Genomic DNA, 19,943 nt, shown 5'->3' with positions numbered 1-19,943 from the left:
CAGGCGACCCATAAAGACGAAACGAGACACTCATGGATCTGCGATATACCGACGAAGAGCTGGCGTTCCGCAATGAGGTCAGAGCCTTCTTCAAGGAAGCGCTGCCGGCCGACATCCGACGCAAAGCTACCTTGGGGCAGCGCTATTCGGCGGCCGACCTGCGCCGCTGGCAACGCATGCTCTACGAGCGCGGCTGGGCGACGCCAGCGTGGGACAAGGCGTGGGGCGGGACGGGCTGGAGCGCGGTGCAGCAATACATCTTCAAGGAAGAGCTGCACATGGCCCCGGCGCCCGAGACGCTGTCATTCAACGTGAACATGATCGGTCCGGTTTTGATCGCGTTCGGCAGCGAGGAGCAGAAGCGCCATTTCCTGCCTCGCATCGCGAGCCTCGAATACTGGTTCTGCCAGGGATTCTCCGAGCCCGGAGCCGGTTCGGACCTGGCCGCGCTGCGGACCCAGGCGGTGCGCGACGGGGACCACTACGTGATCAACGGCCAGAAGCTCTGGACTTCGACGGCGCATCACGCGGACTGGATGTTCTGTCTCGTACGCACGGATTCGAGCGGCAAGAAACAGCAGGGCATCACGTACCTGCTGATCGACATGAAGACACCGGGCCTGACCGTCCGCCAGATCATCACGATCGACGGCCACCATGAAACCAACGAGGTGTTCTTCGACAACGTGCGGGTGCCGGTTGCGAATCGCATTGGCGAGGAGAACAAGGGTTGGGACTACGCCAAGTATCTGCTCGGCAACGAGCGCAGCGGCATTGCGCGCGTGGGCGTTTCGAAGATGCGCGTGCGTCACGCGAAGGATCTTGCGAAGCGCGTGCCCTGCGGCGACGGTGTGCTGTGGGACGACCCGCGTTTTCGCGAACGTGTCGCGGCAGTCGAGGTCGAGCTGAAGGCCCTGGAGATGACGCAGATGCGCGTGATCGCCGAGAGCAGCGCGCAGCAGAGCCACGTGCCCGACCCGAAGACTTCGATCCTGAAGATCAAGGGTTCGGAGCTGCAGCAACTCGCAGCTGAATTGCTCCTCGAGGTGGCAGGGCCGGATGCTCTACCGCTCGACCTCGACTTCCTGCGGGGGCTTGCCGATCCGGTTCGCGAACCCCAATGGGCGCTCACCGTTGCGCCGAATCACTACTTCGCGCGTCATGTCTCGATCGTGGGCGGCTCCAACGAGATTCAGAAGAACATTCTCGCCAAGTCCGTACTCGGACTTTGAGCGACGGGCGAACTGCGGAGAAGCTTCAGATATGGACTTTGATTTCACCGATGAGCAACGCATGCTCAAGGACAGCGTCGACCGGCTCGTCAAAGACGAGTACGGGTTCGAGCAGCGCGCGAAGTATCTCGCTGAGCCGGACGGTTTCAGCCGCGAGCTTTGGGCGCGTTACGCCGACATGGGTCTGTTGGGCCTTTCGTTTGACGAGGAATACGGCGGCAGCCACTGCGGCCCTGTCGAAACGATGATCGTGATGGAGGCGTTGGGCCGCGCTCTCGCGGTCGAACCGTATCTTGCGACGGTCGTGCTGGGCGGCGGCTTGGTGCGGCTTGGCGGCAACGCGGCGCAACGCGCGGCGATTCTGCCGCAGATTGCGCAGGGCGAGTCGCAGATGGCGTTCGCGCACAGCGAGGCGCAGGCGCGGTACGACCTCGCGGACGTTGCGACCACCGCACGACGCGAAGCCGCCGGCTGGGTGCTCGACGGCGCCAAGCGCGTTGTCCTCCACGGCGGTAGCGCCGACCTTCTCGTGGTGTCGGCGCGCGTGTCCGGTGGGAGGCGCGAGCGTGACGGCATCGGGCTGTTCGTGGTCAGGGCCGACGCGCAGGGCGTGACGCGCCACCCGTATCCGACGCAAGACCGGCTGCGTGCGGCCGACGTCGAGTTGTCGCGGGTGCGCGTTCCGGATAGCGACGTTCTGGGCCTGGCGGGCGCTGCATTGCCGCTCATCGAAACGGTCGTTGCGCACGCGATCGCGGCAGTGAGCGCGGAAGCCGTAGGTGCAATGGCAGCTGCGCACGAAGAAACCGTGGAGTACCTGAAGGTCCGCAAGCAGTTCGGGGTGCCTATCGGATCATTCCAGGCGCTCCAGCATCGTGCAGTCGACATGCTCGTCATGGTGGAGCAGGCGCGCAGCATGGCGCTCTTCGCGACCATGATGAGCGAGGAGCCGGACCCGGCGGAACGCGATCGCAATATGTCGGCGGCGAAAGTGCAGATCGGGCGCTCGGGCCGCTTCGTCGGTCAACAAGGCGTGCAATTGCACGGCGGCATCGGGATGACCGAGGAGTGCAAGATCGGTCACTACCTGAGACGCCTGAGCGTGATCGATATCCAGTTCGGTTCGACCGAACATCATCTGACCCAGCTCGCCAATGCAGGCGGACTGATCGATGCAGCAGCGTGAGCCGCGCGTCCAGCCAAGCAAACGGAAACCATTCATGAGCCGAATTTCCCCACCCGATCAATATCAGGAACTGCGCGACGCCTTGCGCGACCTCTCGAAGGAGTACCCCGACGAGTACTGGCGCCGTATCGATCACGAGCGCGTCTATCCCGAGGCGTTTGTGGACGCGCTGACGAAGGCCGGCTGGATGGCCGCGCTGATCCCTCAGGAGTATGGCGGTTCAGGTCTCGGGTTGACCGAGGCGTCCGTGATCATGGAGGAGATCAACCGCAACGGCGGCAACTCTGGCTTTTGTCATGGCCAGATGTACAACATGAATACGCTGCTCAGAAACGGCTCGGAGGCGCAAAGGCGCAAATACCTGCCGAAGATCGCGAGCGGAGAATTGCGTCTGCAATCGATGGCTGTGACCGAACCGACCACCGGAACGGACACGACGAAGCTGAAGACCACTGCTGTAAAAAGAGACGACCGGTACGTGGTGAACGGCCAGAAGGTGTGGATATCACGCGTGCAGCATTCGGACATGATGATCCTGCTCGCACGCACCACGCCGTTGTCGGACGTGAAGAAGAAGTCGGCGGGGCTGTCGTGCTTTCTCGTGGACCTGCACCAGGCTATCGGCAATGGCCTGACCGTGCGGCCGATTCCGAACATGGTCAATCACGAGACGAACGAGCTGTTCTTCGACAATCTGGAGATTCCTGAAGAGAACCTGATTGGCGAGGAAGGCAAGGGCTTCAAGTACATCCTCGACGGACTCAACGCCGAGCGCGCACTGATCGCGGCCGAGTGCATTGGCGACGGCTACTGGTTCGTCGAGCGCGCGTCGAAGTACGCCAGCGAGCGTATCGTGTTCGACCGGCCCATCGGTATGAACCAGGGCATCCAGTTCCCGATCGCCGAGGCCTACATCGACGTGCGCGCGGCGGATCTGATGCGCTACAAGGCCTGCGAACTGTTCGACAACCATCAACCGTGCGGCGCGGAAGCGAACATGGCGAAGCATCTCGCGGCCACGGCTTCGTGGAAAGCCGCGAATGCCTGTCTGCAGACCCATGGCGGCTTCGGTTTCGCTTGCGAATACGATGTCGAACGCAAGTTCCGCGAAACGCGGCTCTATCAGGTGGCGCCGATTTCGACGAACCTGATCCTGTCCTACGTCGCCGAGCACGTGCTCGACCTGCCGCGTTCATTCTGAACTTCGAGGAGGAGATCATGCGCTTCGAGACCATTTTGTACGACGTCAAGGACCGGATAGCGACGATCACGCTGAACCGCCCGGAACACATGAACACCTGGAACGACCAGGTGGCGACCGAGGTGTACGAGGCAATGCAGGCGGCCGGCTCGGACCGTGGCGTTCGCGTGATCGTTTTCACCGGCGCGGGCAAGGCGTTTTGCGCGGGCGGCGATATTCACAGCTTCGGCGGTGATCCCGCCGCGCTCATGACGAAGCTCCCGCGTCCGTTCGATATGCGCAAGCGCGCCGACTGGCAAACGCGCTGCTCTTACTACCCGGCCATTCCGAAGCCGGTGATCGCGATGCTCAACGGCGCCACCGTCGGCATTGGCCTGATCCACGCCCTTTTCTGCGACATCCGCTTTGCGTCCGAAGACGCGACCATCACGACGGCATTCGCGCGCCGCGGCCTGAGCGCGGAATACGGCATGGCCTGGATACTCGCGCGTCACGTCGGCCAGGCACACGCGCTCGACCTGCTGCTGTCGGGACGCAAGATCAAGGGGCGCGAAGCCGAACGTATGGGACTCGTGAATCGGGCAATTCCGGCGGACAAGCTGGTCGAGGAGACCTACGCGTACGCGCGTGAAATGGCGGAGTACTGCTCGCCGCGCTCGATGCGCATCATGAAGGAGCAGGTCTGGGAGGTGCCGTTCCAGACGCCCCACGAGGCGGTGATACACGCCGGGTTGGACATGCCGATCGCCAACCAGTGCGATGACTACAAGGAAGGCATGGCGAGCTTTCTCGAGAAGCGCAAGCCCAACTTCACGGACTACTGAGCACACATAGGACTACCACCTCATGCTGAACTACGAAGTCGTCAAGAACTGGCCGATCGAAGATGTCACGCAGACATATAGCGAGCGCGACGTGATGCTGTATTCGCTGGGTCTCGGGTTGGGCGCAGACCCGCTGGACGCAGAACAGCTACGCTACGTCTATGAAAAGGACCTGCAAGCGATGCCGACTTGCGCGGCCGCGTTCGCGTGGCCGAAATCGTGGATGCGCGATTCGCGTACGGGCATCGACTACCTGAAGCTCGTGCACGGTGAGCAGGACGTTCGCTTCATGCGCCCGATGCCGGTTGCAGCGACCATCGTCAGCAAGACGCGGGTGAGCCGCATCTCGGACAAGGGCGCGGGCAAGGGCGCGATCGTCGAACTCAAGCGTGACATCATCGACGCCTCGACGGGCGAACAACTTGCCGAAGTCCGGCAGGTGTCCTTTCTGCGCGGCGACGGAGGGTTCAGCGCCGGGTCGGGCGCGAGCGACGCGCCGCCCGAAGCGCTTCCGGCTGTGCCGGAGCGCGCCCCGGACGCGGAATACGTGTTTTCGACCGGCGCGCATGCAGCGTTGATCTACCGCCTTTCGGGCGACGCCAATCCCTTGCACGCGGACCCGGAGGTGGCGTCGAAAGCCGGATTCAACCGGCCTATTCTTCACGGCCTCGCGACCTATGGCATGGCGGGTTACGCCGCGATTCGCACCTTCGCGGGCAACGACGCAAAGCGTCTGAAGCGACTCGCCTTGCGCCTGACTGCGCCGGTGTACCCCGGCGAAGAAGTGCGCTTCCAGTTCTGGCGGGACAGTGACACGCGTCTGCATCTGCGGGCGCGCGTCGACGCACGCGATGTGGTGGTGCTGAACAACGGAATCGTGGAGATTGCCTGAAACCGCGCCCGGCAGCGCCGACGTGCTTTGCCGGGCCGCGACTGGAGCCTGAAATGAAACGACCCCCATGCTCACTGTTGTTCGCGGCCCCCCGGGGGGGCTTCAGCCTCCCTTGGGGGCGGCCCGGCGGGAGGCTGAAATGGACCTGAAAGAGAGTCCCGCCGACAAGGAATTTCGCGCCACGGTGCGCGAATTCGTAGCGACTCATTTGCCCGACGACATGCGTGAACGGGTGCTGAACTTCCGCCATGTGCCGCGCGAAGACTACGTGCGCTGGCAACGCATTCTGGCCGCGAAGGGATGGGGCGCACCTGCATGGCCCGCGCAATTCGGCGGCGCCGCCTGGAATGCCGCGCAGCGCAACATTTTCGACGAGGAATGCTTTACCGCCGGCGCGCCGCGCCAGATGCCGTTTGGCCTTTCGATGGTTGGACCTGTAATCCAGAAGTTCGGCACCGACGCGCAGCGCGAACGGTTCCTGCCGCGCATCATCTCGATGGAGGACTGGTGGTGTCAGGGTTACTCCGAGCCGGGTGCGGGTTCCGATCTGGCGTCGCTCAAGACGCGTGCGGACCGTGTCGAGCGCGACGGTCAACCGTTCTACGTCGTCAACGGCCAGAAGATCTGGACCTCGTTTGCCCAATGGGCGAACTGGATTTTCTGCCTGGTCCGCACGGATGGCAGCGGCCGCCCACAGGAAGGCATCTCGTTCCTGCTGATCGGTATGTCGACGCCCGGCATTACGGTCAGACCCATCCGCACGCTTGACGGCGGCCACGACGTCAACGAAGTGTTCTTCGACAATGTGGCAGTGCCAGTGAGCAATCTCGTCGGCGAGGAGCATCGCGGCTGGTCGATCGCCAAGTATCTGCTCGGCCACGAGCGGACCAATATCGCCGGCCTCGGCAACTGCAAGCGTTTCATGCGACGTCTGAAGGAGATTGCCAGCACCGAGCGTAAGCACGGCAAGCCTCTCATCGAGGACGTTCGCTTTCGCGATCGCATCGCCAGGGTGGAAATCGATTTGATCGCGCAAGAATGGTCGCTGCTGCGCGTCGTCTCAGCCGAAACTGCAGGACGTCCGATCGGACCGGAGGCTTCGGTGCTGAAAATCCGCGGTTCGGAGATTCAGCAGGAGCTTACGGAGCTGATCATGGAATGCGCAGGCCCCTATGCGGTGCCTTTTGTAAGCGAAGCGCTGGAGGCGCACTGGCGCGGCGAAACCGCGAACGGCGAGCTGCTCAACGCGCTGGCCGCGCACTACCTGGACTGGCGCAAGATTTCGATCTACGGCGGCTCGACTGAAGTGCAGAAAAACATCATCGCCAAGCAGGCGCTCGGCATCTGAGGACACGCCATGGACTTCACGCTGGTTGAAGAGGAACAGATGCTGGCCGACGTGGTCGGCCGTTTCGTCGAAAAGGAATACGACTTCGAGGCGAGGCGCCGTCTCGCCGCTACGCCCGCGGGCTGGTCGGCTGCGCACTGGACTACGCTGGCCGAAATGGGCGTGCTGGCGCTGAACGTGCCGCAGGATCATGGCGGCCTTGGCACGGGGCCGGTCGAGACCATGCTCGTGATGGAGGCCTTCGGCCGTGGGCTCGTACTGGAGCCGTTTGTTTCGACGGCCGTGATCGGCGCGAAGCTGATCGGGCGCGCAGGACACGAGTCGCGCAAGGCCGAGCTGCTGGCCGGTATCGCCGACGGCAGCCTGAAGACCGCGCTCGCGACGCTCGAACCTGGTGCGCGTTTCGATTTGTGGAACGTCGCGACGAGGGCCGAGCCAACGCGTGACGGGTTCATCCTGAATGGACGCAAAGGCGTTGTACTGCACGGCGACAGCGCGGACATTCTGCTGGTTTCGGCGCGTAGCGCAGGCGAGCAGACCGATAGGCACGGCATCACACTCTTCGCCGTCGGTGCGCGAACGCAAGGTGTGAGCGTCAAAGGATTTCCGGCACTCGACGGGCAGCGTGTCGCCGAGGTAGTGCTGGACGACGTACACGTCGGTGTAACTGCTGTCATCGGCGCCGTCGATCAGGGCTACCCGTTGCTCGAATGGGCCGTCGATCAAGGCATTTTCGCGCTGTGCGCGGAAGCGGTCGGCGCGATGTCGCGGCTGAGCGATCTGACCTTTGAATACCTGCGCACGCGAAAGCAGTTTGGTTCGCCGATCGGCAAATTCCAGGCGCTGCAGCATCGCGCCGCCGATATTTTGACCGCGGTAGAGCAGGCGAAATCGATGGTCTTCTTTGCTGCCGCGAAACTTGGCGAGGACGATGACCTGGAAGCCCATCGTGCTGTTACAGCCGCAAAGGCGCTGATTGGCCGTAGTGCACGCTTCGTCGCTCAGCAAGCGGTGCAACTGCACGGCGGAATGGGCATGACGGACGAACTGGCGGTGGGGTGGTACGTGAAGCGGCTCACCTGCATCGACATGACTTGGGGAAACACCGAACACCATCTCGAACTGTACGGTGCGTTCCTGTAATTGCAGTTAATCAGACGACGAGAATGGTCCCGGCCGCCCATGCCGGTCGATTCGAAGAAAGGAGACAACTAATGTCAGTAGCTGCTCATGGCGGGACTCCGGATCTGGCGCCAATTCCCGCGCACGTATTGCCTGAACGAGTGTTCGACATCGATATCTACAATCCGCCGGGTGCCGAAGACGACTACCATCTCTCGCTCAAGCAGTTGCACGCCGAAGGCATTCCCGACATTCTCTGGACACCCCGCAACGGCGGACACTGGATCGCGACGCGCGGCGATGACATCTATCACATCCTCAAGGACTACGAGAATTTCTCGTCGAAGCAGCTGACAGTGCCGCTCGTCGAGCATCAACCGTTGCCGCCGATCTTTTTCGATCCTCCGCAGCACACCGCCTATCGCGCGCTGATCGCGCCGGCGTTCATGCCGCAGGCAATCGGCAAGCTCGAGGAGAAGGCGCGCGAAATGGCGATCGAACTGATCGACGGCTTTTATCCTAAGGGCGAGGTGGAATTCGTATCGGGGTTTGCGCAGCATCTTCCGATCGGCATTTTCATGAACATGGTGGCGCTGCCCGCCGAGGATCGCGAGTACTTGCTCGGCCTCGCTGACAAGATGGTCCGCCCGGTCGATGCGAACGAGAAGCTCAAGGCGCTCGGTGCGATTTTTCAGTACCTGGGGGTGAGGATTGCGGAACGCCGCGCGAACCCGGGTGACGATCTCATCAGCAAGATTGTCCATTCGAAGATCGACGGGCGCGCGCTCACCGACGAAGAAGTGCGGGGGCTCTGTGGTCTCGTGCTGATTGGCGGCCTCGACACGGTTGCCTCGGCAATGGGCTTTATCGCGCGATTCCTCGCCGGCAGCCCCGCCCACCGCAAGCAGCTCATCGACAACCCCGAACTGACGCAGAAGGCCGTGGACGAGCTTCTGCGGCGCTTCCCGGTGGTCAATCAAGGGCGGCGGATCACACACGATTTCGAGTACAAGGGCGTGCAGATGAAGGCGGGTGACATGATCATCATGCCGACCACACTGCACGGTCTGGACGAGAGGAAGTTCGACGATCCGCTGAGCGTCGATTTCGCTCGGCCCACGCCGATTCATTCGACGTTCGGCAATGGCGCGCATCGTTGTCCCGGCTCGTTCCTTGCGCGCGTGGAGTTGAAGGTTTTCCTTCAGGAATGGCTTAAGCGGATTCCCGATTTCCAGATCAGGCCTGGCGAGAAAGCGGGTGTCCACGGAGGTGTGAACGGCACGCTATACCACTTGCCTCTTGTCTGGGACGTGGTCCGCTGAGGATCGATCACAATGGCCTGAGCTGGCCATTGTGATCATGTGCGTCTGTAGAAGGCGATCTGCGGCTCGGTGCGCCCGCCACATGGCGCGCCGACCGCTCCATCCGGGCGCGATTCTGGCACAAGAACCTGCCTTGCAGTTCTATGGAGATGCCTTGCTCAACGCTCGCCAGACGACCTTCATGGCGTGACGGAACGAGTCCGCATTCACTGTGTCCGCGCCGGACCGGCGAAGAAAGACGACCAGACCGTGCAGATGTGAAAGGAGCAGGGCGCCGCGCAACGTGCATTCTCCCGAGGGCAAGGTTGGGTTGATCTGCGCGATCAGTTCCGCCAGGAGACCCTGAAAATCCGCGGTAGATTTCGCCATCAGGGCATGCAGAAAGGGCTCGTGCTCTGCGAGGCTCCAGCATTCCAGCACGAAGGCGCTAACGCGGTTTCCGCCACTCGCCGTCAGTACGGAGAACGCCTCGTCGACGATGACATCCAGTCGCGCTTCCGGTGACCGGGATTTGTCTTGGGCGATCGCCCGATAGTGCTCGAAATAGCGATCCGTGTATGCCTCGATCGTGGCCCGCAATAGTTCTTCGCGGGTGCTGAAGTAGTGCTGCAAGGTCCTCAGTCGAATCCCTGCCTCGCTGGCAATTCGGCGTTGAGTGAAACCAGCGTTACCTTCGGATGCGAAGACCTCGATCGCCACTTCGATGATGGCGGGCACGCGGGTCGTTCTGTTCCCGCGCCGTTTGGGCCCGTCTGCTGCCGTGTTGCCGAGGTCTGCCGATGAGATGGTCAGGTCTTTCATCTGTTGTGCTCTCCTTGGCGTCTGCTGTCCTCTCGCTCGTTGTCAGTCCGGGATGTGTATCTGCGGGCTATACCCCGCCTGATACGAGCGCCGTTCGATCCTGATCGGGCAGCGCCGGCATTAATCTGATGATAGTCAGATGACGAATAAATATGCGTCCTCTGACTAATTAGCTTTTAGATAAAGTCTGATCCAGTCCCTCGCGACATCACATATCCTACCCGAATAAAGGGTAGATTTGTCCATACCAGCATTTCCCCTAGTGTCATCTGGGCTTGATAATGGGTCGGCTGACTACTACTATTTAGTCAATCGACACATTACGCCGGAACCCGACCATTCCCGCTGTATCGCAAGCCGAAGCAGCGGATTCGCAGGGTTTGGGGTTGGCCCGTTAGAGTCGCCAATTTGCGTTCGTGGTTGTGATGTCAGCAGCGCGCACAGGTCGTAGAAGGAGCTGGACATGAAGGTTGGGGAAGGTTCTTTGCGTTGGCTGATCGACAAGTGGATTGCGCCCACTGCAACCACCTCGGTGCACATCACCCGATGTACTTTCGCAAATTCAGGCCAAACGAGGTGTGTACTTGCGCGGTCGTCCGCCGCTGAGAACTCCCTCGCGATATTCTTCTTTCGGCACGACGACGGGGCATGGCGCGTGTTCCCGCCTCCTCCCCGCAAACCAGAAAGGCACTTCTACGCAGGAACGGGATAAGGGATTCGTCTGATCGCGGTCCATGACCAGCCTATACAAAAGGACTGCAAAGGAAACTGATCCGATCGCACAAGCTATTGATTCATCGTCGGCTCGGACGGTTTTCCGAAAGCCATCCATGGTTTGCATCGTCAATCTGCGCAGTCGAATCGGACACCTCGCAAATGCAAGCGTCGCCACTGTCTCGTCAGCGTCACGCGGCCATGCGCGGACCGCTTCGAGTTCATCACCAAACTCAAATCCACGTTTACCCCGCGTTTTGAACGTCGTTCGGAAAATTGCATCACTTAGGGGTGAGCGAGCGTTGACAGTCGAGTTTCGAGCGTTTATCTTTCCGAACAGCATTCGCATTCTGGTGACGCTGTCGGAGGTATCCGAGGCGCGATGCTGACGAGGTAGGGAGGCCGGTTTCGCTTCATTGCAAAAGTCTGCGGCAGTCCAACGGCCTGGGCCTTTTCTGCGGCAGCGCGACAAAGACAAGAGGAGACGCATGAAACAGAAGAGTCTAAAGCCAAGTGCGATCAGCCTTGGCGTGCACGCGACCTGCATCGCTGCAGCGTGCGGGTTGTGGAGCGCGAACGCCAACGCCTTCCACTTCGATGTGCCGAACCCGGACATCGACATGGAATGGGACAACACGGTGCGTGCGGACTACGGCATCCGGCTTCAGAACCCGAGCCACTTCTACACGAACAGCCCGACCTACGACGAAGGCGATCTATCGACGCCGAAGTTCAGCACGATCCAGTCGATGCTGAACCTCTACAGCGAATTCGATTTCAAGTACAAGGACACGTCCGGCTTCCGCATCAGTATGGACGCGTGGTACGACCCGACGTTCAAGAATCACAATACGAGCAATCCTGCATTTCCTCCGAACTATCCGAACAACGAGTACACCAGCTACATCAAGAAGTACTACCAGGGGCCGAGCGCGGAGCTGCGTGATGCGTTCGTGTTCCACACTTTTGACCTCGGTGGTCACTCTGTCAACGTCAAGCTCGGCCGGACGGCAGTCACCTGGGGGCAGTCGGCGTTTGCTACGCTGGGTGGCGCGAACTCGGTGGCCATCGGTCAGCAGCCGCTCGACCTGATGAAACTGACGCAGAGCCCGAGCGCTTCGCTCAAGGAAATCGTGTTGCCGACGGCTCAGGCCGACGTGACGACGAACATTACCGACACGTTCTCTCTCGGCGCGCAGTACACGTTCGAATGGAATCACGATCGGCTGCCTGAGGGCGGCACATATTTCGGCGGTGCCGATCCTATTCTTTACGGACCTCCGATCGCCAGCTATCAAAACATTCCGGGGCTGGGCACATTCGCGATTCCGCGCATCGCGCCGACGAAAGGCCAGATCGGCGATATCGGCATCGACGGCAAGTGGCGTGTCGATTCGATCGCAACGACCTATGAATTTACGTACCGTCACTTCGCCATGAAGATGCCGTGGGCGGCGGTGCTACTCCCGGGTGCCGGACCCGAACTCTTCCCGGGCACCAACCTTCCCGGTGTTACGGCGAAGTACGGCAACGACGTGAACCTGATCGGCGCTGGCTTCAACAGTGCGATCGGCAGCTCGGCAGTGGCAGGCGAGCTGTCGTATCGCTGGAACATGCCACTCAATGCCGTCAACACGACGACGGTCAACGATGCGCCGACGGGTCGCACGCTGCACGGTCTGCTGAACGTCACGCAGTCGTTCGGCAAGACGCCCATGTGGGACAACATGTTCCTGCAGGCGGAATTCGCGTTCAACCAGCTGCTAAGCGTGCAATCGAATGCGCGGAATTTTGCCAACTCCAGTTATGACACCACGGGCCAATGTTCGGCATCGGGCAACTCCGCGTTTAACAACTGCTCGACGCGCTTCTGGGCCGGGATCGGCATTGGTGCGAGCCCGCAGTGGTATCAGGTATTCCCTGGGGTTGATTTGACGATGCCGCTGTTCGTTAATCTGAATCTGAAGGGCTACTCATCTGTCATCGCGCCAGCGGCCGAAGCACAGGGGCAGAACACCTTCGTGGTCGGGCTTGATTTCACGATCTACAACAAGCATGAGGTGGACATTACCTACACCTACTACATGAACAAGAAGGGGTACTCGACGGCGGGAGCCGCGACGGCGCTCGGTGCACCGTACAGCGACAAGTCGTGGATCGGCATCACCTATCAGACAACGTTTTGATGATGGAGGCACGTGTGAAAAGATTCCCAAAGCTTCTTAAGGCGCTGGCGATACTCGCCGCGGTTTGGGCCTCGCCGTATACGCTGGCAATCGAGAGTGGGATCACGCCGTTCGGCGCGGAAATTGCCGGCAACAAGGACGGCACGATTCCGGCATACACGGGGGGCATCAAGGACTTTCCGACCGGGTTCAAGGCCGACTCCGGAAAATGGGCCGACCCGTTTCCTGGTGAAAAGCCGGTTCTGCAAATCACGGCTCAGAACTATCAGCAATACGCCGACAAACTGAGCGCCGCCTCGATCGAGCTGTTCAAGCGCTATCCGACTTACCGGATGGACGTTTACCCGACGCACCGCTCGGTTTCGTATCCGGACTGGTATCTCCAGAACTCGGAAAAGGACGCGGAAAGTGCCAAGCTCGAAAAAAACGGCCTTTATATCGATGGGGCGTTCGGCGGCAAGCCGTTCCCGGTGCCGAAAAACGGTCAGGAGGCGCTGTGGGACTGGGAATTACGCTACGTCGGAACGGCCCAGAAAAACAACGTGAAGACGTGGCTCGTCGATTCGAGCGGCACGCCGATTCTTGCTGCGCAGTTCAAGAGTTCGCTGCTCTATCCGTATTTCGAGCCGAAGGACGAAGCGGAGTTTCGCAAGAAGGGCCCCCTCGCGATCTGGTATGAGGTATATAACGACTACGCGTCACCGGCCCGCCTGATTGGCGACACGACGCTCTTCTGGTACTTCACGGATTCGGCCGATCACGATCAGCAATCGTGGGAATACAACCCGGGCCAACGCCGCGTGCGCGTGGCGCCCGATCTCGCCTACGACACGCCGAACCCCGGCTATTCGGGCGCGATCACGATGGACGACATCCAGTTGTTCTACGGCAAGATCGATCGCTGGAACGCGAAGCTGGTCGGCAAGAAGGAAATGTACATTCCGTACAACGACTACAAGCAGCAGTACGACACGCCGGCCAGCAAGATCACCACGCCGCATTTCGTGAATCCCGATTATGTCCGGTGGGAGCTGCACCGCGTATGGGTCGTGGATCTGACGCTCAAGCCGGGCGCGCGTCACATCTACAGCAGGAAGACGCTGTACTTCGACGAGGATGGCGGCGGGGGAATGATGGATGCCTACGACCAGTCCGGCAAGCTCTATCGCGCCGGCTTTGAGACCACGGTTCCAGCGTACGACTACAAGGTGCCGTATTCGCTCGGTAACTGGTTCTACGACTTCAACAGCGGCATTTATATCTTCGGCAGCCATCCGGCGGACTCGCCCGGGATTTTCTTCAACGTGAATTTCCCAAATGACTACTTCACGCCGGAGCGTATGCAATCCGCGGGTGTGCGCTAATTGCGGGCCGAGTTGAGGATGAGGTATTGAGTGATGCGTCCTGCCGGGCTTGCCTGGCGGGCACAAGGAAGGGCGCAGCACGTGCGCCGTGCCGGCTATGGCATGGCGCACAAAGAAGTTTTCATAAAAAGCTCAGGACTGTTCGCGTGATCGATCGCCAGTTACTGTGAAGGAGACACAATGCGCAAGACCCTGTTTCGTTGGCTGGCAATCGTCGCCGCGGCATGCGCCGCGAGCGGGTCGGCCTACGCCGAATTCGCCGACCCGATGCGCTCGCCCGCCGTCATCAACCCGCAGGCCGCGCATGAACCGCTGATGGCGCTGGCGCAGGCGGGACAGCGCCTGGTCGCGGTAGGTCCGCGCGGAGCAATTCTCGTATCGGACGACGCCGCCGTGCACTGGCGCCAGGTACAGGTGCCGGTGAGTTCCGATCTGGTGGCCGTTACGTTCAAGTCGGCCGCGCTGGGCTGGGCGGTCGGACACGACGGCGAGGTGCTCCATACCACCGACGGTGGCAATAGCTGGACGCGACAGCTCGACGGCCAGCAGGCGGCCAGGCTGATGAGCGAGTACTACGCGAAGCAACCGGGCGATTCACCTGATCTCAAGGCATCGCGCGAAGAGGCCGAGCGCTTTGAAGCAGACCAGGGAGGCCGTCCGTTTCTCGACGTCTGGTTCGATGACGAGCGTTCCGGCTGGGTCATCGGTTCGTTCAACATCATTTTTCATACCGACGACGGCGGCAAGAGCTGGGTGCCCTGGTTCGACCGCGTCGACAATCCCAACGCACTGAATCTGCATGCGATGCGCCGCATCAACGGCACGCTTTATATCGCGGGCGAACAGGGGCTGCTGCTCAAGCTCGATCCCGACAAGCAGCGTTTCGTCGCGGTGCCTACGCCGTCGAAGGGTAGCTTCTTCGGTCTCGCTTCCACGCACAACGCGCTGATCGTCTACGGTCTGCTCGGCAACGCGTATCGCTCCACCGACGGCGGCGCGACGTGGGACAAGATCACGCTGCCGACCGGCGCGAGCATTCTCGCTTCGGCTGAACTGCCGAACGGTCACCTTATTCTCGCGACTCAGGCGGGCGAGCTGCTCGAGAGCGTCGACCAGGGGGCAACGTTTCATACACTCGGCGCGAGCCAGCCGGGCGGCATCTTCGCCATGGCGCTGCGCGGCGACACCGCGGTGCTGGCCGGTGCGGCCGGCCTGTCGCGGATCGCATTGTCGAAGTTGCACTAAGGGGGAGCAGGACATGGCTGGCGGCAACAATGCCCAATTCGACAAGATGCCCGTGGTGGCGGATCTTGCCAGCTTCGATACGCGCTCGGGTAACGCGCTCGAGCGGTTGATCTTCAACCGGCGTCCGTGGCTCATCATCATCTGCGCGATCATCACGGCGGTGCTGGGATTTCAGGCGCTGCGGCTCGATGTGAATGCGAGCTTCGAGAAGATGATTCCGCTGTCGCATCCGTACATCAAAAACTACCTCGCCAACAAGGCGGATCTGAAAGGACTCGGCAATTCGCTGCGGATCGTCGTCGAGAATCCGTCGGGTGACATCTACGATCCGAAATATCTCGCGGCGCTGCGGCGGATCAACGACGCGTTGTTCCTGATTCCGGGCGTCGACCGGCCTGGCGTGAAGTCGCTCTGGATGCCGATCGTGCGCTGGAACGTGGTCACGGAGCGCGGCTTCGCAGGGGGACCGGTGATGCCGGACGGCTTCGACGGGTCCGCGCAGGCAGTCGAACAGCTGCGCACCAACGTTGCCCGCGCCAACATCGCGGGCAGCCTCGTGTCGAACGATCTGCATTCGAGCATGATCCAGCTGCCGCTGCTCGATCATTACGCCGATACCGGCAAGCCGCTCGACTACGCGAAGCTCTCGCACCGGATCGACGAGGTCATCAAAGCGGAGGGCCGCGGCGAGGTCCGGGTTCACGTGGTGGGCTTCGCGAAACTGATCGGCGACCTGATCGACGGACTCAAGCTGGTAGCGATGTACTTCGGCGTGGCCGCGGGGATCGCCCTCGTCGTGATCTTTCTCTATACGCGCTGCTATCGCAGCACGCTGCTGGTGGTGGGGTGTTCGCTGATTGCGGTGGTCTGGCAGCTCGGCATCATTCGCACGCTCGGCTATGTGCTGGACCCGTACTCGGTGCTCGTACCGTTTCTCGTTTTCGCGATCGGCGTCTCGCATGGCGCGCAGAAGATGAACGGGATCACGCAGGACATCGGGCGTGGCACGCATCGCTACGTGGCGGCGCGCTACACGTTCCGGCGGCTTTTCCTCGCCGGTCTCACGGCGTTGCTCGCGGACGTGGTTGGCTTTGCCGTGCTGATGGTGATCGACATTCCGGTAATCAAGGATCTGGCATTTACCGCGAGCGTTGGCGTCGGCGTGCTGGTCTTCACCAACCTGCTGCTGCTGCCGGTACTACTGTCATACATTGGTGTGAGTCCGTCGGCTGCACGACGCAGCGTGCGTGGCGAGCAGAACGACGCGCGCGGCACCTCGTCGGCGGGCGCGCTGTGGAATCTGCTCGATCGCTTCACCGAGCGCCGCTGGGCTGTCGGTGCGATCGTTTGTGCGGCGGCGCTCACGGTGTTCGGCTGGTCGATCAGTCAGCACCTGCAGATCGGCGACCTCGATTCGGGCGCGCCGGAACTCAGGCCGGAGTCGCGTTATAACCTCGACAACGCGTACACCAACGCGCACTACGGTCTGTCGAGCGACCTGTTCGTCGTGATCGGCAAGTCGTCGCACCGCACCTGCGACGCCAACAACTTCCCGCTGGTGCTCGAGGCGGACCGGCTCGAAACCGCACTGCGGGGCGTGCCGGGGGTGCAGACCACCACCTCGGTCGGCGGTCTCGCGCGCTGGGTGACGGCCGGGTTCTACGAGGGCTACCCGAAGTGGTACACGATCGACCGCGTGCCTTCGATCGTGAACAAGACGGTGTGGCAGATCCTGCTCGATCATCCTGATCTGCTGAGCCAGACCTGCGGCACCGCACCGGTCATCGCCTATCTGACCGATCACAAAGCGGCGACGCTGTCGCGCGTGATGGAGGCTGCAGAGGCGTTCGCGAAAACCCATAGCGACGCCGATCATCAGTTCCTGATGGTCGCCGGGTCGGCGGGCATCGACGCGGTGACGAACGTCGTTGTTGCCAAGGCGAACCGCACGATGCTGTTGATGGTGTATGCAGCGGTGATCCTGCTGTGCTTCATCACGTTCCGCAACTGGCGCGCGGTCGTGGTGGCGGTCGTGCCGCTCGGGATCACGTCGGTGCTGTGCGAGGCGCTGATGGTCAAGCTCGGCATCGGCGTGAAGGTGGCAACGCTGCCGGTGATCGCGCTGGGCGTGGGCATCGGCGTCGACTATGCGCTCTATCTGCTGAGTGTGCAGCTCGCGTATCAGCGCGCTGGGCAGCCGCTGCGTGTAGCCTATCGGCACGCGGTGCAGTTCACCGGGAAGGTCGTGGCGCTGGTCGGTGTGACGTTGGCTGCCGGCGTCATAACGTGGGCGTTCTCGCCGATCAAGTTCCAGGCCGATATGGGCATCCTGCTCACGTTCATGTTCCTGTGGAACATGATCGGCGCGCTGATCCTCATTCCGGCGCTGTCGCATTTCCTGCTGCAAGGCATTTCGCGTAAAGCTGTGGCGAAGGGCGGCGCCGCCGGTTCCACGAAGGTCGAGGCCTGTAGCGGTGAGGCAACGCTGCGGTCGTGACTGCGAACGGGTGCCGCTCTTCAAGCGGCACCCTGGCAGGACAAAAGAATTGGCCCGCTATCTGTGGAGATAGCGGGCCGGGTTGCCTGCAGGTCACGCGGCGCGTTGGGGCGAACCGCTCGTTGCGCTACACCACGGACATCGAGAAGCTCAGGATCTCCGAGACCCCGCCGTCGACCATCAGCATTTGCCCATTCATGTAGGAACTCGCTTCGGAGGCGAGAAAAACCGCGACGCCGCCGAGTTCCTCGGGGTTCCCCCAGCGTCCCACCGAGATATGCGAGCGCACGATTTCCTTCATCCGCGGGTTGGACGTGACAGGCTCGGCCATTTCGGTGAGGAAGTAGCCGGGGCAGATGCCGTTGCAACGAATGCCGTGTCGGCCCAGTTCCGCGCCGAGCGATTTCGTCAGTCCGGCAATCGCGTGCTTGCTGGCCACGTATGCCTGCAGCTTCTCGCGACCGAGCACCGACACATAAGACCCGACGTTGATGATGCGTCCGTGTCCGCGTTCGATCATCTGGCGCGCAACTTCCTGCGCGATCACGTAGGCGGCCGTAACGTTGGTATCCATCGTTCTTTGCCACATGTCGAGGTTCGACTGCAGAAAATCACTCCACTCGCAAATGCCGGCATTGTTGAGCAGGACGTCGATGCGTCCGTGGCGTGCAAGGACGTTGCGAACGCCGTTTCTGATTGCGCCCTGATCGGTGAGGTCGAACGGTTCGATATCGACGTCGCCGCCCGCTTTACGAATCGATTCCGCAGCGGTTTCGAGGCTCGCGCGCGAACGCGCGCACAGTATTACCGTCGCACCCGCTGCAGCCAGCGCGTCAGCCATGGCGAAACCGAGGCCGCGCGACGCGCCGGTGACAAGCGCAATCTGTCCTTCCAGTGAAAAGAGTTTCATAGTCTGACTCCGTGGATCATGCGAAGGCTGGTTACCGGTGGCGAATGACGATCTTGCCGAAATGCTGCTGGCTTTCGAGGTGCCGCAGCGCATCCGGTACGCGCGCAAAGTCATAAACCGAGTCGATGACGGGCTTGAGCTTGTGCAGTCCGATCGCGCGGTTCATCGCTTCGAAATCCTGACGGGAGCCGACGCGGATCGGCGCGATCGACAGTCCGCGCGTGAAGAATCCTTCGCCGGGAGAAGGGGCGCCGGTCAGCAGTCCGACCACGCTGATGCGCCCGCTGTCGCGAGTGGCGGCAATGGACTTGCCGAAGGTTTGGGCGCCGCCCACCTCGACGACCAGATCGACCCCAAAGCCATCGGTCAGGCGCAGCACGGCGTCATCCCAATTCGGCGTGTCGCGGTAGTTGATCGTGGCGTCGGCGCCGAGTTCGGCAAGCCGTTTGAGCTTCGCTTCGCTCGACGAAGTCGCGATCACGCGCGCGCCGAACAGACGGGCGAGCTGCAGAGCGAACAGCGATACCCCGCCAGAGCCCTGTACGAGCACGGTTTGGCCCGGCAGCAGCGGCGCATGCTGGCACAGCGCGTTCCATGCGGTGAGCGCGGCGCAAGGCAGCGTTGCGGCCTCCTCGTCGGAAAGATGATCCGGAACGCTAACCAGTTCTTCCTCGCTCAGCACCGCCTTGTCGCGCAGCATGCCTTCGACGATAGCGCCGCGGCCCAGCGTATCCGCGTGTTGCGGGCGGGTGCCGCCGTGCCAGTTCTGCGCGAAATTGGCCATCACCCGGTCGCCGGGTCGGAAGCGCTGCACGCCTGGGCCGACGGCAAGCACGACGCCCGCGCCGTCCGAGGCCGGAATGAAGTTAGGCGCCATCCAGTCGCGATACGCACCGTTGATCAGCAGCAACTCGCGGAAATTCAACGAACTCGCATTGACCTGTACCAGGACCTGATGAGCGTCGGGCGGCGCTGGATCGGGTTCCTCGCGTAGTGCCAGACCCGCAATACCTTCAAACCGTTCACATCGATAGAGCTTCATTGGTCGTCTCCATGGTGTCGAACGAGGGCGTCGAATTGAGCGACAAGCGACGTTCTC

At 61.6% G+C, this 19,943-nt stretch carries 15 protein-coding genes; 12 read left to right on the top strand and 3 right to left on the bottom strand.

What is annotated here, in order from left to right:
* Positions 1-32 precede the first annotated feature (32 nt).
* The 8 genes from OKW27_RS19285 to OKW27_RS19250 all read left to right on the top strand — a co-directional run bounded on the left by OKW27_RS19285 (position 33) and on the right by OKW27_RS19250 (position 9,127).
* Positions 33-1,232: an acyl-CoA dehydrogenase family protein gene (locus tag OKW27_RS19285; RefSeq protein WP_429334457.1), complete on the top strand. Its 1,200-nt coding sequence runs from the start codon at positions 33-35 to the stop codon at positions 1,230-1,232.
* Between the two features lie 31 nt (positions 1,233-1,263).
* On the top strand, positions 1,264-2,418 hold the full coding sequence (locus OKW27_RS19280; RefSeq protein WP_429334456.1) for an acyl-CoA dehydrogenase family protein: 1,155 nt from the start codon (positions 1,264-1,266) through the stop codon (positions 2,416-2,418).
* A 34-nt stretch (positions 2,419-2,452) separates the two neighbouring features.
* The gene (locus OKW27_RS19275; RefSeq protein ID WP_429334455.1) at positions 2,453-3,619 is read left to right on the top strand and encodes an acyl-CoA dehydrogenase family protein; all 1,167 of its coding nucleotides are present in this window, start codon (positions 2,453-2,455) and stop codon (positions 3,617-3,619) included.
* 17 nt (positions 3,620-3,636) lie between these two features.
* Positions 3,637-4,443 carry an enoyl-CoA hydratase gene (locus OKW27_RS19270; protein ID WP_429334454.1) on the top strand — a complete coding sequence of 269 codons (807 nt, stop codon included), beginning with the start codon at positions 3,637-3,639 and terminating at the stop codon, positions 4,441-4,443.
* A 22-nt stretch (positions 4,444-4,465) separates the two neighbouring features.
* Entirely contained in the window at positions 4,466-5,335 is an 870-nt protein-coding gene (locus tag OKW27_RS19265) for a MaoC/PaaZ C-terminal domain-containing protein (protein ID WP_090808783.1), read from the top strand.
* A 139-nt stretch (positions 5,336-5,474) separates the two neighbouring features.
* On the top strand, positions 5,475-6,683 hold the full coding sequence (locus OKW27_RS19260; protein WP_429334453.1) for an acyl-CoA dehydrogenase family protein: 1,209 nt from the start codon (positions 5,475-5,477) through the stop codon (positions 6,681-6,683).
* 9 nt (positions 6,684-6,692) lie between these two features.
* Positions 6,693-7,826 carry an acyl-CoA dehydrogenase family protein gene (locus OKW27_RS19255; RefSeq protein ID WP_429334452.1) on the top strand — a complete coding sequence of 378 codons (1,134 nt, stop codon included), beginning with the start codon at positions 6,693-6,695 and terminating at the stop codon, positions 7,824-7,826.
* 71 nt (positions 7,827-7,897) lie between these two features.
* Positions 7,898-9,127, top strand: a complete 1,230-nt coding sequence (locus OKW27_RS19250) for a cytochrome P450 (protein WP_429334635.1) — start codon at positions 7,898-7,900, stop codon at positions 9,125-9,127.
* Between the two features lie 141 nt (positions 9,128-9,268).
* On the opposite strand, the gene OKW27_RS19245 is transcribed toward OKW27_RS19250, so the two are convergent.
* Positions 9,269-9,928 (bottom strand): TetR/AcrR family transcriptional regulator, encoded by a 660-nt coding sequence (locus OKW27_RS19245; RefSeq protein ID WP_429334451.1) that lies wholly within the window; start codon positions 9,926-9,928, stop codon positions 9,269-9,271.
* A gap of 1,202 nt (positions 9,929-11,130) precedes the next feature.
* Between OKW27_RS19245 and OKW27_RS19240 the strand changes: the two genes are divergently transcribed.
* From OKW27_RS19240 to OKW27_RS19225, 4 genes are all read left to right on the top strand, one after another.
* Entirely contained in the window at positions 11,131-12,828 is a 1,698-nt protein-coding gene (locus tag OKW27_RS19240) for a DUF1302 domain-containing protein (RefSeq protein WP_429334450.1), read from the top strand.
* A gap of 14 nt (positions 12,829-12,842) precedes the next feature.
* Positions 12,843-14,192 (top strand): DUF1329 domain-containing protein, encoded by a 1,350-nt coding sequence (locus OKW27_RS19235; protein WP_090810376.1) that lies wholly within the window; start codon positions 12,843-12,845, stop codon positions 14,190-14,192.
* A gap of 180 nt (positions 14,193-14,372) precedes the next feature.
* Entirely contained in the window at positions 14,373-15,437 is a 1,065-nt protein-coding gene (locus tag OKW27_RS19230; protein ID WP_429334449.1) for a WD40/YVTN/BNR-like repeat-containing protein, read from the top strand.
* 13 nt (positions 15,438-15,450) lie between these two features.
* Positions 15,451-17,934 (top strand): efflux RND transporter permease subunit, encoded by a 2,484-nt coding sequence (locus OKW27_RS19225; RefSeq protein ID WP_090808802.1) that lies wholly within the window; start codon positions 15,451-15,453, stop codon positions 17,932-17,934.
* A gap of 127 nt (positions 17,935-18,061) precedes the next feature.
* Here OKW27_RS19225 and OKW27_RS19220 read toward each other — a convergent pair whose 3' ends face one another.
* Both OKW27_RS19220 and OKW27_RS19215 read right to left on the bottom strand, forming a co-directional pair.
* Positions 18,062-18,844 (bottom strand): glucose 1-dehydrogenase, encoded by a 783-nt coding sequence (locus tag OKW27_RS19220; RefSeq protein ID WP_429334448.1) that lies wholly within the window; start codon positions 18,842-18,844, stop codon positions 18,062-18,064.
* A 31-nt stretch (positions 18,845-18,875) separates the two neighbouring features.
* Entirely contained in the window at positions 18,876-19,886 is a 1,011-nt protein-coding gene (locus OKW27_RS19215; RefSeq protein ID WP_429334447.1) for a zinc-dependent alcohol dehydrogenase family protein, read from the bottom strand.
* Positions 19,887-19,943 lie beyond the last annotated feature (57 nt).

This window comes from Paraburkholderia sp. 35.1, assembly GCF_050436525.1.
GTDB classification, from domain to species: Bacteria; Pseudomonadota; Gammaproteobacteria; order Burkholderiales; family Burkholderiaceae; genus Paraburkholderia; species Paraburkholderia tuberum.
The sequence above is the reverse complement of the archived record's forward strand: the minus strand, read 5'-3'. Positions and strand labels throughout refer to the sequence as shown.

Bases quoted from the DNA above. Each gene is read 5' to 3' on its own strand.
- OKW27_RS19255 (WP_429334452.1), top strand. From the start codon at position 6,693: ATGGACTTCACGCTGGTTGAAGAGGAACAGATGCTGGCCGACGTGGTC.
- OKW27_RS19215 (WP_429334447.1), bottom strand. From the start codon at position 19,886: ATGAAGCTCTATCGATGTGAACGGTTTGAAGGTATTGCGGGTCTGGCA.
- OKW27_RS19270 (WP_429334454.1), top strand. From the start codon at position 3,637: ATGCGCTTCGAGACCATTTTGTACGACGTCAAGGACCGGATAGCGACG.
- OKW27_RS19250 (WP_429334635.1), top strand. From the start codon at position 7,898: ATGTCAGTAGCTGCTCATGGCGGGACTCCGGATCTGGCGCCAATTCCC.
- OKW27_RS19285 (WP_429334457.1), top strand. From the start codon at position 33: ATGGATCTGCGATATACCGACGAAGAGCTGGCGTTCCGCAATGAGGTC.
- OKW27_RS19260 (WP_429334453.1), top strand. From the start codon at position 5,475: ATGGACCTGAAAGAGAGTCCCGCCGACAAGGAATTTCGCGCCACGGTG.
- OKW27_RS19240 (WP_429334450.1), top strand. From the start codon at position 11,131: ATGAAACAGAAGAGTCTAAAGCCAAGTGCGATCAGCCTTGGCGTGCAC.
- OKW27_RS19245 (WP_429334451.1), bottom strand. From the start codon at position 9,928: ATGAAAGACCTGACCATCTCATCGGCAGACCTCGGCAACACGGCAGCA.
- OKW27_RS19225 (WP_090808802.1), top strand. From the start codon at position 15,451: ATGGCTGGCGGCAACAATGCCCAATTCGACAAGATGCCCGTGGTGGCG.
- OKW27_RS19220 (WP_429334448.1), bottom strand. From the start codon at position 18,844: ATGAAACTCTTTTCACTGGAAGGACAGATTGCGCTTGTCACCGGCGCG.
- OKW27_RS19280 (WP_429334456.1), top strand. From the start codon at position 1,264: ATGGACTTTGATTTCACCGATGAGCAACGCATGCTCAAGGACAGCGTC.
- OKW27_RS19275 (WP_429334455.1), top strand. From the start codon at position 2,453: ATGAGCCGAATTTCCCCACCCGATCAATATCAGGAACTGCGCGACGCC.
- OKW27_RS19265 (WP_090808783.1), top strand. From the start codon at position 4,466: ATGCTGAACTACGAAGTCGTCAAGAACTGGCCGATCGAAGATGTCACG.
- OKW27_RS19230 (WP_429334449.1), top strand. From the start codon at position 14,373: ATGCGCAAGACCCTGTTTCGTTGGCTGGCAATCGTCGCCGCGGCATGC.